The organism is Pandoraea anapnoica, assembly GCF_902459765.1.
GTDB classification, from domain to species: domain Bacteria; phylum Pseudomonadota; class Gammaproteobacteria; order Burkholderiales; family Burkholderiaceae; genus Pandoraea; species Pandoraea anapnoica.
This window is the reverse complement of record NZ_CABPSP010000006.1, coordinates 111,789-125,334: the sequence shown is the minus strand read 5'-3', so window position 1 is coordinate 125,334 and position 13,546 is coordinate 111,789. Positions and strand designations below refer to the sequence as shown.

The 13,546-nt window shown below is 64.4% G+C and carries 11 protein-coding genes; 1 reads left to right on the top strand and 10 read right to left on the bottom strand.

The genetic code is table 11. The annotated features are described in order from the left end of the window. Position 1: 1 nt before the first annotated feature. The 10 genes from PAN31117_RS12020 to PAN31117_RS11975 all read right to left on the bottom strand — a co-directional run bounded on the left by PAN31117_RS12020 (position 2) and on the right by PAN31117_RS11975 (position 12,002). Positions 2–976, bottom strand: a complete 975-nt coding sequence (locus PAN31117_RS12020; RefSeq protein ID WP_246189052.1) for an ABC transporter substrate-binding protein — start codon at positions 974–976, stop codon at positions 2–4. A 191-nt stretch (positions 977–1,167) separates the two neighbouring features. Continuing rightward, a complete protein-coding gene (locus tag PAN31117_RS12015; protein WP_150738390.1) occupies positions 1,168–1,584 on the bottom strand; it encodes an ExbD/TolR family protein in 417 nt (138 codons plus the stop codon). A gap of 23 nt (positions 1,585–1,607) precedes the next feature. After that, complete coding sequence (locus tag PAN31117_RS12010; protein WP_150738389.1) at positions 1,608–2,033, bottom strand: ExbD/TolR family protein; 426 nt, start codon at positions 2,031–2,033, stop codon at positions 1,608–1,610. Between the two features lie 16 nt (positions 2,034–2,049). Next, positions 2,050–2,961: a MotA/TolQ/ExbB proton channel family protein gene (locus tag PAN31117_RS12005; protein WP_150738388.1), complete on the bottom strand. Its 912-nt coding sequence runs from the start codon at positions 2,959–2,961 to the stop codon at positions 2,050–2,052. Between the two features lie 81 nt (positions 2,962–3,042). Continuing rightward, complete coding sequence (locus PAN31117_RS12000) at positions 3,043–3,738, bottom strand: energy transducer TonB (RefSeq protein ID WP_150738387.1); 696 nt, start codon at positions 3,736–3,738, stop codon at positions 3,043–3,045. A gap of 35 nt (positions 3,739–3,773) precedes the next feature. Further along, positions 3,774–6,077, bottom strand: a complete 2,304-nt coding sequence (locus tag PAN31117_RS11995) for a TonB-dependent receptor (RefSeq protein WP_150738386.1) — start codon at positions 6,075–6,077, stop codon at positions 3,774–3,776. Positions 6,078–6,263: 186 nt separating this feature from the next. After that, positions 6,264–7,619, bottom strand: a complete 1,356-nt coding sequence (locus PAN31117_RS11990; protein WP_174990930.1) for an MFS transporter — start codon at positions 7,617–7,619, stop codon at positions 6,264–6,266. Between the two features lie 48 nt (positions 7,620–7,667). Then, positions 7,668–9,143: a M81 family metallopeptidase gene (locus PAN31117_RS11985; protein WP_150738384.1), complete on the bottom strand. Its 1,476-nt coding sequence runs from the start codon at positions 9,141–9,143 to the stop codon at positions 7,668–7,670. 65 nt (positions 9,144–9,208) lie between these two features. Then, on the bottom strand, positions 9,209–10,405 hold the full coding sequence (locus PAN31117_RS11980; protein WP_246189043.1) for a metal-dependent hydrolase family protein: 1,197 nt from the start codon (positions 10,403–10,405) through the stop codon (positions 9,209–9,211). A gap of 145 nt (positions 10,406–10,550) precedes the next feature. Beyond that, positions 10,551–12,002 (bottom strand): serine hydrolase domain-containing protein, encoded by a 1,452-nt coding sequence (locus tag PAN31117_RS11975; protein WP_150738382.1) that lies wholly within the window; start codon positions 12,000–12,002, stop codon positions 10,551–10,553. 344 nt (positions 12,003–12,346) lie between these two features. Between PAN31117_RS11975 and PAN31117_RS11970 the strand changes: the two genes are divergently transcribed. Continuing rightward, on the top strand, positions 12,347–13,534 hold the full coding sequence (locus PAN31117_RS11970) for an alpha/beta fold hydrolase (RefSeq protein WP_150738381.1): 1,188 nt from the start codon (positions 12,347–12,349) through the stop codon (positions 13,532–13,534). Positions 13,535–13,546: the final 12 nt, after the last annotated feature.

Genomic DNA, 13,546 nt, shown 5'->3' with positions numbered 1-13,546 from the left:
CTCAACTACCCTGCCCCAGTGCGGGCTCGTCGAAGAAGTAGTCCTTCCAGGACGTGGGCTTGTGACGCACCGCCCCCACGCGCTGCATGAACTGCGCGAGTCCGAGCGTGTTCTGGGGCGTAATCGAGAAGTTGACCTTCGGGTCGGTGATGAGGCTCACCAGCAGCTTCTTGTCGGTTTTCGACTGATTCACACGTAAATAGGTGTCGGCCGCAGCGTCCGGCTGCCGCTTGACGAAGTCCGCCGCACGGGCAAGCGCGAGAACGAAGGCCCGGTAAGTCTTCGGATTATCGTTGCGAAACTTTTCCGTGGCGTAAAGCACCGTGGCTGAACTGGGGCCGCCGAGGACTTCATAGGAATCGAGCACAATATGCGCGCGCGGATTGGCCGCCAGCTCTTGTTCCTGGAACGGTGGTGTGCCGAAGTGTCCCGTAATCTCCGTGCCACCGGCGATGATCGCCGCTGCGGCATCGGGGTGCGACATCGTCTGTGTCCATTTGTCCAGTCGGTCGAAGGCGCTATCGCCCCACAGTCTGGCCGACGCGTACTGAAGCACCCGCGATTGCACGGAGACCCCCACGGCTGGGAGCGCGATGCGGTCTTTCTCCGTAAAGTCGGCGATGGTCCGGATCTTCGGATCGTTGCTCACCAGGTAATACGGCAAGCTGCCCAGCGACGCCACACCACGCACGTTCTGACGTCCGTAGGTCCGATCCCACACGGTAATCAGCGGCCCCACGCCAGCACCGGCAACGTCGATAGCGCCGGAGAGCAACGCATCGTTGATGGCCGCGCCGCCGGACAGCCTCGCCCAGTCGACCTTGACGTCGACGCCCAGCTTGCGGCCCTCCTGTTCAATGAGTTGCTGATCACGTACGACATTGAGCAGCAGGTACACAATGCCGAACTGTTCAGCGATCCGGATGCGCCCTTCGGCATGCGCGGCAGGTGCCGCCATTACGCAGGACAGACCCATCAACAGAACGCGTGTCAGACGCGTGGGATGGCGGAGCAGTGGATCCAGAGCAAAGCGCATGGGCGACGTCGACCTAAGAGGAGCCGGAGAAACGCCCAAAATAGCGGTGGCGCCCTCCGGAGGTCAACGAAGCGAATCACACAAGGTTATGGCGTTGCGGCATAAGCCCGACCGACGTCGTCGGATCGCCGTCATTCATTGCCGATCAGCGCTAGCTTCGTCGCCCCCACGCGCTGGGCCGATGCCATGACCGCCGCCACATCGCGATACGGCACGCGACGCGCCGCATGCAAGTGGATCTCGGCCTGCACCGGCGCGCGGGCCACCAGCGTCAACTGACTCTCCAATGCACGTCCGTCGGGCACTATGACCCCGTTCCATAGCATCACGCCGTCGTCACCGATATCGATGCGCACGACTTCAGGCGGTGCGGTGGGCGGCGCATTGCCCACCGGGAGATTCATCTTCACGGCGTGCATCTGGATCGGAATCGTGATGATGAGCATGATCAGCAGCACCAGCATGACATCGATGAGCGGCGTCGTGTTGATGTCGACCATCACTTCCGGCTCGCCTCCGGCCTTGCCCTGCGATACGTTCATTCCCATATGTTCATTCCCATAGCTGACGCCTAACCACCGCGCGCGGGCGGCTGCGTGATGAACGACACCTTATCGATACCTGCGCGCTCGCACAGCGTGATGACGCGGCCGATGAATTCGTACGGCGTCATCTGGTCGCCGCGCACATGCACGGTGGGCTGCGGCGTCTGCACCGATATGCGTTTGAGCGCCGCAAGCAATGCCGGGCCATCCATCGGTGTCTCGCCCAGGAAGAAATCCCCCTGCCGGTTCACCGCGATCTCGATGCTTCTAGGCTGCGTCTGCAGCGGCTGCACGGTCTCGTTGGGCAACGAAAGCGGCACGGTGTGCGTGACCACCGGAATGGTGATCAGGAAGATAATCAGCAGCACCAGCATCACGTCCACCAGCGGTGTGGTGTTGATGTCTGCGATCACCTCGTCTTCGTCCTCGCGGGACTTCGTACTCATGGCCATGACAGGCTCCGTACGTTCAACCGGCCGCGCGCACGCCGTTGCGCCCGGGTCGCTTGCCGCCCGCGAGCAGCACGGTGTGGAGCTGCGCACCGAAGCCGCGCACGCGCTCCATGACCGCCTTGTTGCGTCGCACGAGGAAGTTGTACCCGAGCACGGCGGGGACCGCCACGGCCAGACCGATAGCCGTCATGATCAGCGCCTCACCGACCGGGCCAGCCACCTTGTCGATGGACGCCTGCCCGGCCACGCCAATCGCCGTGAGCGCGTGATAGATCCCCCACACCGTGCCGAACAGGCCGACGAACGGTGCGGTGGAGCCCACCGTACCGAGGAACGCGAGTCCATCCTGCAAACGATTGGAAACGTTGGTGACGGCGCGCTCGATCGACACGTCGATCCAGGTATTGCGATCGACCGCTTCGAGCAACGCCTCTTCGTGATGCTCGCTCGCATCGATACCCGCTTCGGCGATGAAGCGAAACGGCGACGCTTCCTCCAGTTGCGCTGCACCGGCCGCCAGCGAGGGTGCGCTCCAGAGTTGCTCATCCGCACGACTGGCGCGACGGTTGGCACGAAACTGCTCGAAGAACTTGGTCACCATGATGTACCAGCTACCCATCGACATGATCACCAGCAGCACGAGCACGAAGCGCGCCACGAAATCGCCGCCTTCCCACAACGCGCTCAGGCCATAGGGATTCGTCACGTTCGTGACGGTCTCAGGCGCAGGAGGAGGCACCGGCTGCGCGCTCGGCGACGCGCCGGGCGCTGGCGTCTGCCCGGCGTCGGTCGGCACGGGTTGTGCGGGCGATGTCGCCGCAGCGCTTGCGGCCTGCGCATGTGCGGTGTGCGGTGCGATCAGCGCTTCGCCACCGGCCATCGCTATAGTCGTGCTGGCCGCCAGTGCGGCAAAGAAACGCATGTTCATAGAGACTCCATGACTACCGAAAATTAACGAAATCGTTGTCTTGACGAATGTGGTCCGCCAGCGCGGCGGCTTGACTCGTCGTCAGTTCAGGTTGAACGAGAACGGCACCTGCACACGCACCGACTGGCCTTGCGAGATGCAACTGAAACGCCGGACGGCATTGAGCGCAGCTCGGTCCAGCACCGGGTCGGCCGAACGCATCACGCGCTCGCCCGACACGTGCCCGTCCGTGTCGACGGAAAACTCCACGAGCACGTCGCCCGTGATGTTGTTTTCCAGCGCCTCGCGCGGGTAGCGCAGCGAGGCCCGCACTTGTTCCGAGTTGGGGCACACCACGCCGACTTCCCTGTTGACCGGCTTCGCGGCAGGCGCGGGCGCCACCACTGGCGCAGGCGTTGGGCTGGTCGGAGCCACGGGCGTCGACTGAATCGACACCGTCGACGGCGTGCTCACCACGGGCACTTCCGGCGGCGCCACGAACGGCCGCGGCGGCGGCGTAACCTTCGGTGGTGCCAGCTTCACCACCGGCGGTGGCGGAGGAGGCGGATTTACAGGTGCGATGAGACGCGCCTCTATCGGCTGTTGAATGACTGCCACGACCTGCGATGCCAGGCCGTTCAACAACCCATAGATCAGTGCGGCGTGCAACGCCAGCACCAAGGCAATGCCACCGAACCGGCGCAGAGGACTTTGCGCGCGCCCGCCGAAGCGGCGTGGGCCGTATGAACCGTGTGCGTGGCCGGTGACGGCCCGCTCGGGAGAGAGTTCGCCAAGCATGGTTTGCCTTCCGTGTCGGTGAGTGTCGGTCATGCTCAGAACGGCACGCTCACCTGCATGCCGATCGTGCGAGGCTGAATGACGGAGACCAGCGCGCTGCCACCGAGCGGCACGAAGTTCGTATTGGCTGACAGCAGGCCGTTGCGGTTAAAGAGATTGCGCACGAAGAACGACAGGCTGGCGTACCGTAGGTTGACCCCGAGTTGCAAATCGGTGACCGCGTACGACGGCAGCACGAAGTCGGGCGTGCCCGTCGATCCCGAGAAGCTCGAATGACGCTCGCCCACGAACCGCTCACTGATGCTCGCGGATGCCGGATTGCCCGCCAGTTGGAATCGGTATGTCGCGCCGATGGAGGCCGCGAACTTCGGCGTGTTCGGCAGCAGATCGCCCGTGCGCGAACCGACTTCCGCGCTCCCATCCGTCAGGTACGCGCGGATCGCCGCCATCGACGCGTTGAACGAGAGCGCCGACGTGGCGCGCACCGCGCCGGAGAGCTCCAGCCCCTTGATCCGCGCATTACCGGCGTTGACGAGTTGTCCCACGCCATCGATCGCCCCGTACTGCTGGATGTTGCGCCATTCGATATCGTAGGCAGACAGCGCCACCGACAGCCGTTTGTCGAACAGATCGGCCTTGTACCCAAGTTCGTAATTCCACAACGTGTCGGGTTTGAACGTGGGACTCCCCGACACGAGCGTGCCGGTCACCGCACTCACGGCCATGCTGTTCGGGCCACCCGGGCGGTACCCGCTGGCCGCGCGCGCGTAGACGTTGCTCGTGGGCGTGAGCTTGTAGCTCGCGGTGAACATGTACGTCTTGCTGGTGTCGGACGACTCGCCCGGTGCGGAGAACGGGACAGGCACGAGCAACCCGGACGTGTTCTGCTGATAGTCCTGGCTGTTGTGGGCGATACGCACGCCCGCCGTCAGCGCCACGCGCGACGTCATGTTGTAAGTGATATCGCCGTAACCCGCGATCTCCTGGTACGTCGTCGAGTAGCCGAGGTTTTCCAGCGGCGGCGGCGTGAAGCCGCCGACCAGCGTCGCGTTGTACACCTGCTGCTGCGAGCTGCGCTCATGGTCGTAATACGCACCGGCCACCCACTCGATGGTGCGATTGCCCGGTGACGTCAGACGAAATTCCTGCGTCACCTTGTTGGTGTTGACGTCCGAGCGAGCGCCCACCGTGCTCGCGTTGATCCCCCCTGCCGCGAGAATCGGCACGTAGAACGACGTGAAGTCCGCGTTCGAGACCGTGCGCAGCGACTGATAGGCCGAGATGGCATTCATTCGCGCCCATCCGAAATCGTATTCGGCATTGGCCGTGAAGAACTGATTGCTCTGATGGTATGGCTCGGCCAGATCGAGCCGGCGCGTGAGACGGCCGTAGACCGGCTGGCCGTTCATGCCGTAGTTCACATAGTTCTGGCCGCTCGCATTGATGTTCTGCACGGTCGCCGTCAGACGAAACGTGAGCTTGCTGGTCGGCGTGACCAGCAGCGACGCGCGCAGGCCGGTAGTATCGTTCTTGTTGATGCGCGAGCCGCCTGCCGTCCCCACCGCGTCGACGTAACCCGCATCGTGGGTGTTGAACGCCGCAATGCGCAGCGCCGCGACATCCGTCTTGATCGGCAGGTTGATGACTGCGTTGACCGTGTTGTTGAACCCGCCGTGCCACGTCGACGACATCGTCGTTCCGACGTTGCCCGAGAAACTCTCCGTATCGGGTTGATTGGTGACGTACTTCAGCAATCCGCCCATCGCTCCGGCGCCGTAAAGCGTGCCCTGCGGGCCGAACAGCAGTTCGATGTGATTCAGATCGAGCAACGCCATGTCGAACGCCAGCGAAGCACCGCCGCCGGACACGGTGTTCGACCCCAGCGGAACGTCGTCGACATAGACGCCCACGGTCGGCCCGACGTCCTTGCCTGCGGTGACACCGCGCATCGAGATGGTCGCCTGTCCCGGGCCCCCAGCGCTGTTGAACCCTACACCGGGTTCGGTGGCGATGTAGTCGCTGAGCTTGGTGGCCCCGGCCTTTTGCAACGCGTCGGCGGACAGCGAGTCGACTTTCATCGGCACTTCGCGCGCCGGTTCGCGTCGGCGATTGGCTGTCACTTCGACCGAGTTGAGCGTGACGGCACCCCCTGCCCCCTTTGTGCCCTGCTCGTCCGACGGGTTGGTCTGCACCGGTGCTGCAGGCGCTGCCTGTGCGACGGGTGCCGTCTGGGCGCTCGCGCTTGCTGCGGTGAAGAACAACTTCATGACCGAGGCCGCAACCCAGGTACGTCTGACGAAAATCGATCCCGGTACGACACGGCGTCGCTTGCTTCTCATTTCCCCATCCCCTCGTGATTTTGGTTTCCCGCCGATTGACATGAATGCGCCGACGATGCGGCAACCGGGATACGGCCGGTTGCCGTCGCACTGACACCAATGTAGGGATCCAAATTTCGGGGCGCTTTTGCTGGTCGCCGGAAAACATTGGCTGCCGTCCTTGAGCGACGGCGTGTCACATGGCCGTTACAGCGTGGCGGTGCCGTGGCGCGTGTCGCCCTGCGGCCGGGCACGTGCCTGCATGGCGCGAAGGCAAACGGCGAACAGCACCGCACTGGCGAGCGCTGCCGGAATGCCGAGCCATGCCGTGCCTTTCAGAAGCGCATAGTGTGTGCCGTGCAACGCGTCGGAGACGGCGCCGACGGCCGGGACCGAGATGGCCTGGAACATGTAGGTGATGAGCGAGGACGCGCCGATCACGCGTCCGCGCAGATGTGGCGGCGCAACGTCCTGCAGCAGCGTCGGCGTGAGCGCCGCGCCGGTGATGTAGGCGGCGAGAATGCCAGTCATCGTGGCGACCAGCCACGTCGCCGTCGTGGCCACCGACAGGCACAACAACAGCCCCGCACCGGCCAACGCCATCGCGCAGGCAACCACCACCGGCATTCGATGCCCGAAGCGAGGTCGCAGGCCGCGCGCCATCACGGCCCCGGAAATCACGCCAATCACCGACCCGCCGCCGATGGCGACGCCGCTATACACACCGGCCTGTGCCAGGTCGACATGAAAATAGCGAATCAGCGACACGGGTGCCCAGCCGAGAATCGCACCGACATAGAACGCCGACAGCGCGTAGCCGAACAACAGGCAGGTGAGCATACGGCCCGAGCGGCGCCAGTACTGCGCCACGGTCTCCGGTGCCACGTGGCTCGTCCGGGCGCCCTCGCCGCCCCGCGGCGGATGCCCGATCGGCACGAACAGGGCCGCGATGACCGGACCGGGCACCGCCACGATGAGGAACGCGAGACGCCAGGTGTCCATCGACAATTCCCGCGCCAGCGGCTCCGCCAGACGGAAGATCGCGCCCGCACCGGCAATGCCAAGCCCCGCGCCGAAGAGCGACATCGCGAAGAAGATTGTGTTCGCGGTCGTGCGCAGGCGGGCCGGAAACAGATCGGGGAGCAGGCTGTAGACGACCGGTCCGAGACCCGCCTCGCCCACGGCCAGCGTGAGCGTGCACAGGAAGAGCATCCAGCTTTGCGTGACAAGCCCACAAGCAGCCGTGCCCGCGCTCCAGACCAGAATGCACACCACCATCAGCCACCGCCGATCCACGCGGTCGGCAAGCCAGCCGAGCAGCGGCGAGGCAATCGCGCTGAAGAGAATCGGCCCGAATCCCACGATCAGCCCCAACTCGGTATCGCTTAACCGGAAGTCCTGCTTCAGCGGCTCAACGGCCAGCGTCAGCATCTGCCGGTCAGTGATGCCGAGAATCGCGATCAGCGACAGGACCACCAGCGCATACCAGGCGCGCCGCAGCGACGCCGCCCCCGGTAACGGCGTGCCCCATGCCTTGTCTTGCGTCCAACGTGGCTCGTTCATATCCGCTTCATCCGACATCCTGCGCATAGGGAACCTCGCTTCGCTCGTTCAGACGGCGTTCTCGTCGAACGGCCATATCGGACGACGCAGATTGCCATAGTCTTCGGCACGGAAGTCGAGGTTGAGCGAACCCGGCGTCTCGCAATAAAAGATCTCGCGGGCGAACAGACCGAACAGCGCGCGGAAGTGCTGGCTGGACTTCACCGCAACGATGTCGAAACGCTTGAGGTCGATGCCGAAGTCCGTGAAGCAACTCGGGCTGTAGGTCTGCTGGCGCGTGGAATTCACCACGACCGTCACGCCGTCGATTTCGAGTACAGCGGCAAGTCCGAGCGCCGGGCCGGGAAACCGGAAGTCGTCGTCGTGCTGCGAGAACCCATCGTTGACGGCGACCACCCTCGCAAGCACATCCAGCGGACGGCCCGAGCGCGGTCCGGTCTTACCGCCCAGACGCAGGCGCACCATCGCCCCCACACCGGCGTCGCGAGCAAAGGTGACGGCGATCGGGTCCCAGAGCATGCCCACCGCCACGTTGCGCAAGCCCCGCTCAAGCACGGCCTCCAGAATGAACGTCGAATCCGAACCTGCGCCGCCGCCTGGATTGTCGGCCACGTCGGCGATGACGAACGGACCACTACCGTTCGACGGCGGTGCCGCCTGAATGCGGTCGAGGATCTCCGGCACCGACGCGCGCAGCGCGGCCGTCTCATCGCGCACGGCGGCGAAACGCCTGGCGAGGTCCTGTGCGTGCACACGCACCGTTTCGGACTGGCCGTCGGTCACGATCAGCACCCCTGCGCCCGTCTCCGGAAAATCGGACCAGGGAAAGCCATGAATCAGCGACACCGACAGAATGCCGTCACGCCCCTCCCGTTCCATCGCCGACTGATTGACTTCAGCCATGCGCGGCTCCGTCGTAAAGAACATGCCGAGCATCGGCACGCGCTCGAAATGCACCACCGGACGAATCTCACGGCGCACCGCACGTTCGGTCAGATTCATGAGATCGACCGCACGCTCGTCGAAGTCGATGTGCGGGTAATACTTGCAGGCGAGCAGGATGTCACAGTTCGCGGTCATGGCTTCGGTCACGTTCGCGTGCAAATCCAACTCCACGCCGATGACGACGTCCGGACCCACGATGGCGCGTGTGTGAGCGAGCAGATCGCCTTCGCAGTCGTTGTAGCCCTGCGCCATCTGCGCGCCGTGCAACAGGTAGAGCACCGCATCGATCTTGCCCGCCGCGGACAGATCGCGAAGGATCTCGTCGCGCAACGTCTCATAGTCCGCCTTGCCGCAAGGCGCGCCGGGCTCGGCGAACGCGAAGAGTGAACCGACGACCTCGTGCCCCCGGGCGCGCGCCTCGCGTACAAACACGCCGTAGCCGAGCAGATCGTTGGCGCGGGCATCGGGCACACCGCCCTCCGGGCGGTAGAGAATGCGCTCCTCGAAGGAATGCAGGCTCGTCGGAATCGGGGAAAAGCTGTTGGTCTCGTGCGCCATCGAGGCGACAAAAATACGCATGATCAATCCTGATCGGTAAGAAGTTCGATTGAGAGAGAAGAGAAGACGGAAGACGGGCGGGCGTGTTACGGCAACGCCCGCTTATGGAAGCGACCGGCGACCATGACCACCCGTAGTGTTTCGTCGCCGCGTGCGAGTACGGAAATGTCGTGCAGCGGGTTGCCGTCGACCACCAGAAGATCGGCACAAGCGCCCGGGCGAATACAGCCCAACCGCCCTTCCTGCCGCAGCAGGCGTGCGTTCACGGCGCAGGCCGAGCGAAGGATCTCGATGGCGGGCAGCACGCGCGCACGCAGCGTGAACTCAGTCGACTGGAGATCGCACAGCGCGCCCAGCAGATCCGTGCCGAAGCCCATGCTCACGCCCGCGCGACGCATGATGTCCAGCCCCTGCATGGTGGCCGCCACCACACACTCCATCTTGGCGAGGTTCGCCTCCGGCATCCCCATGCGCCGCCCGTGCGCATGTAGTGCATGCTGAATCGCCATCGTCGGCACCACGAACGCGTTTCGTTCGGCAGCGAGCGCCGCCGTGGGAGCGTCGATCATCGTTCCGTGCTCGATGGAGTTCACGCCCAGTTCGACGCAACGGCGAATCGCCGCCGTTGGATGGCAATGTGCCGCCACGTACTTATCCATGCGCGTCGCCTCATCGACCGCCGCGCGTACTTCGTCGTCCGAGTATTGGCAGCAATCGAGCGGATCGGTGGGCGATACGACGCCACCAGAGGCCATGATCTTGATGTGCGACGCCCCGCGACGCAGTTCTTCGCGAACCGCCCGGCGCACGGCGTCGACCCCGTCTGCGAGCACGGCAAGGCCGTCCATATGGCTCGCGCAGCCACACATGGCGTGCGCCGCATCCAGATCGTGGTCGCCGGGGCGCATATCGCCGTGCCCGCCCGTCTGGCTGAGCACACGCCCTCCGTAGAACAGGCGCGGGCCTTCCAACAATCCATCCTGCAACGCGGTGGCAAGACCGACATCGCCGCCGCCAACGTCTCGCACGGTGGTGAAGCCCCGATTCAGACAACCGGTGAGAAAACGCGCCGCGTAGTGGGCCAGATAGGTCCCCGGACGCTTGACGGCTTTCGAGACGTCGAGCCCGGCGCCGTAGACGTGTACGTGGGCATCGATCAATCCGGGCATCAGGACGCGCCCGGCGCAATCGATCACCTCGGTACCCGCTGGCACCTTCAAAGCGGTCTCGCTGACGTCACGGATTTCGCCATCGACCACCAGCACGTCGCAGCCAGGTCGCAAATCCTCCGACCAACCGTCAAATACGTTAGCATTCCGAAATATTATCGTCACCATTTCTGAAAAAGCGCTGGGAATCAGTTGAATATCTACAGGGCCCGTCCGGCAAGTTTCGGCATCTCGCCTCACCGACCTGACGCGCCGCGTGTCAGTCGGCCCGGCGCATAAAGCGAAGCCGCGTGTGGGCACCGGACAGTTGTCCCTCGGCGTCGTGGAACGACACCAGTCCGATCCGGCTGTGGATGCCGCACATGGCCTCATCGTTGAGGCCGTCCGGGAGGAACAGCCCGTCCGCGATGGGCGTGAGGCCGACTTCGTACAGTGAGCCGCCATCGAACGCAAAGCGTCTGTTGAACTTGTCGAACGCTTCGCCGGTCGCGGGCCAGACAAGTGAGCGGAACATCGCTTCGTCCATCACGCGCCAATCGGCCTGCACCGAGAGTCGCTCGTTCGCTACGTTAGTAACACGCAGGTGCATCGGGTAATGCAGATAGTCGCCCGTATAGTCGGACATCGGGCGAGTAAGCGGTGTGCGGCGATACGGCACGGCGCGCTCATATCCCAGATGGGCGAGCGTTTCGAGCAACACACGATCATGAAGTGCATTGGCCCCCGGCCCCGTTCCCCCCGCGACGACGACCAGATCCAATTCGGGGCAAACCACGAAGGTGCTCGTCGTTCCGATGGTCGTGCCGCCATGCCAGTAGACCGTGACGCCGCTGACCGGCACCTGCCACCAGCCCAGACCGACGGGGGGAACGTTGGGTGACTTCATGTCGAACGTCACCGCGCGCATCGCCTCGATCTGCTCGGTCGCCAGCGCCTGTTGCCCCGACGCGGTGCGTCCGCCCGCGAGGTGCATCTCGCCGTAGCGCAGCATGTCGGCCACCGTCGACATCGGCGTCGCTCCAGCCCCGGCGAGCGACGCAGGCAACATGAACGACAGCGTGGCGCGCAGTTTCCCCGTGGCCGGGTCGGGGAACGCGCCCACCGCATGCGAATGCAGAACGGCCTGTTCGACCGACGTGCACGATTGCGTCATGCCGCACGGCGCGAAGAGCTCGTCTTCCAGCACGCGATTGAACGCCTTGCCGGACATCCTCTCGATCAGCCTCGCGGCAACCACAAAGCCCGGATTCGAATAGTGGACAGCTTCACCCGGTCCGAACAGCGTGCCGAAGTCGCGCAGCTTCTCCACATAATCGCGTGTCGCACCCGGACCGTTCTCGTCCATCGGGCTGAAGCATTCGGCGTCGATGCCGTTGGTGTGATTGAGCAGATGACGCACCCGCAGACGCTCGGCCGCACCCGGCTCACGCAGGCGAAACGACGGCAAATGCGTGACGACGAGGTCGTCGAGATCGAGTCGCCCTGCATCGACGTAGTTCAGTAGCAGGTGCGTGGTGAGGATCTTGGTCACCGAGCCGATGTGGAACCGGGTGTCGACGCGCATCTGCGCGCCCGTGTTCAGATTGGCCTTACCGCGCGCCAACGCGATGCATTCGCCACCGCGACTCACGCCAGCGACGTAACCGGCCACGGCACCGCTTTGCACGGCTTGTTCGAGCAATTCGTCGAGCCGGTCCTTCAGGATTTGCATAGCAACGTTCCATCGTTGAGAGATCACCCGGCCGTTGTCGGGCCTCGGCAAATGTTGTCACCACGGCGCGACGGGCAAACGGCAGCATGACATCAATGTAGTGGCGTTCGGCATCGTATCCTTTTGCCGCCGACCGGAATGCTTTTGCGCGCGTCCGGCAAACGGGGGACGCCGTTCGGCACGGGGCAACAGTCTTGCGGACGCGAGACTAAGCGCGCAAGCACGGTAGCCGGTATCGTTTTATCCCGGCTACCCACTTGCGCCGAAGCACCGCCAGCCGGGTATCCTCATCGCGACGATTGCCGCCCCGCCCGTCGGGGCCTACATAAGGGAAAAACAGAGACATGCGCAATTGGATACCGGCGTTGTTGAGCCGTGACTGGGCGGGCGTCCCCATCGCCGCTCTGATCTTGCTCGCGAGCCTGGCATGTTGTCTCGCAGGCGCCGCCACCGTGGGTGCCGGACTGCTCGGCATCGGCCTGCTGCTCCTGGCCGGTGCGCTCTATCACATGGTTCGGATCGCCAGCATTCGTGCTAAATTTGCGCCGCCCGGCAAGCTTGTGGACGTGGGCGGCTATCGCCTGCACGTGCTCGCCGAAGGCGAGGTGACGCACCTGCCCGCCATCGTGTGGATGCCGGGTGCACACAGCGGCGGGCTCGCCCTGCATCATCTGCATCAGCTGTTTCGCGGTCGTACGCGCTCGATTCTGATCGACCGTGCGGGCACCGGCTGGAGCGACGTTGGCCCGTTCCCGCGTAGCACCGCGCTGGAAGCACAGGAGATCGTAGCCGCGCTGGAGAACGCCGGGGAACGCGGGCCGTTCGTGCTCGCCGGTCATTCGTTCGGTGGACTGCTGGTCGCGAACATCGCGCGTCGTCGCCCCGACCTCGTCTGCGGGCTCGTGCTGCTCGACGCTACCCACTTCGATTTCTTCAACTACGGACCGGCGTGCATGCGTCCAACGATGATGTGCGTGGTCGGCAACCTGACGGGTTTGCTGCACCTGTTTGGCATCCACGCAGACCTCTTTGCGCTGGTCGGACGCTGGCAGCCAGACGTCGCACGCCTCTATGCACTGGTGCGCAGTCGGCTTACCGACGCGATTTCGATGGGTTTCGAGCCGATCGAGTGGCGGGCCAGCGCGGGGTTCAGTTCCGCGTCGGCGCTCTCGGAGCTAAGCGTGTCGGGCAGTGCGCGTTCGGGGTTCGACGCCCACGTTCACGACGGCGAACTGGACGGGTTGCCGGTCTTCGTCGTCACGCCGTCGGACCCCTCTGAGATGCGGCCCGGCACCGCCCAGGCAGCGCAGAAGCTACGTTCTCGCATGGGTGTGGATGAAGCGGGGTTCGAGCGGTATCTGGCCATCATGACGGCCGTTCGTCGACGTTATCTGGCCACGTCGACACGCTCGGAGCAGATCTTCGCGCCCGCTGGCAATGGGCACAACTTCCCGTATGAATCACCGGCGTTTGTCGAAGATGTCGTCGATCGGATGCTGCACGTCGCCGCGATCACGCTCCGGCACGTCTGACACCCAGCCGAC